A 582-nucleotide genomic window follows, 5' to 3' on the forward strand; every position below is an offset into this window, starting at 1 on the left:
TGCGGCGAGTGGAAGGCATGGCTGACCGTGAGCCGCTTGTGCTTCCGGTCGGCGAACGCCTCCACCACGGCCGTAGCGGCGTCCTCGTCACCGGCGATGACCACCGACTGCGGCCCGTTGACCGCCGCGATGCTCACCCGGTCCGTCAGCAGCGGCAGGACCTCGTCCTCCGAAGCCTGAACCGCGATCATCACGCCACCACCCGGCAGCGCCTGCATCAGGCGGCCACGGGCCGCGACCAGCGTGCACGCGTCCTCCAGCGAGAACACTCCCGCCACGTGCGCGGCGGCGATCTCACCGATGGAGTGACCGGACAGGTAGTCCGGCCGCACACCCCACGACTCCAGCAGCCGGAACAGCGCCACCTCTACGGCGAACAACGCCGGCTGCGCGTACTCCGTACGGTCCAGCAGCGCCGCATCCGCCCCGAACAGCAAGTCCTTCAGCGGCAGTTCGAGGTCAAGCCGCTCGCACACCGCGTCCAACGCATCCGCGAACACCGGCAAGGCGTCGTACAGCTCACGCCCCATCCCCAGCCGCTGGCTCCCCTGCCCCGTGAACAGGAAGGCGAGCTTCCCGCCG

Annotated in this window: 1 protein-coding gene; it reads right to left on the reverse strand. The window is 69.9% G+C overall.

Annotated features, from left to right (window positions below; genetic code table 11):
• Positions 1–582: acyltransferase domain-containing protein (locus tag OG982_RS30910; protein WP_266950290.1), on the reverse strand; the 582-nt coding region annotated here is incomplete at both ends.

Origin of the sequence: Streptomyces sp. NBC_01551 (assembly GCF_026339935.1) — a bacterium.
In the GTDB taxonomy this organism is placed as follows: Bacteria; Actinomycetota; Actinomycetes; order Streptomycetales; family Streptomycetaceae; genus Streptomyces.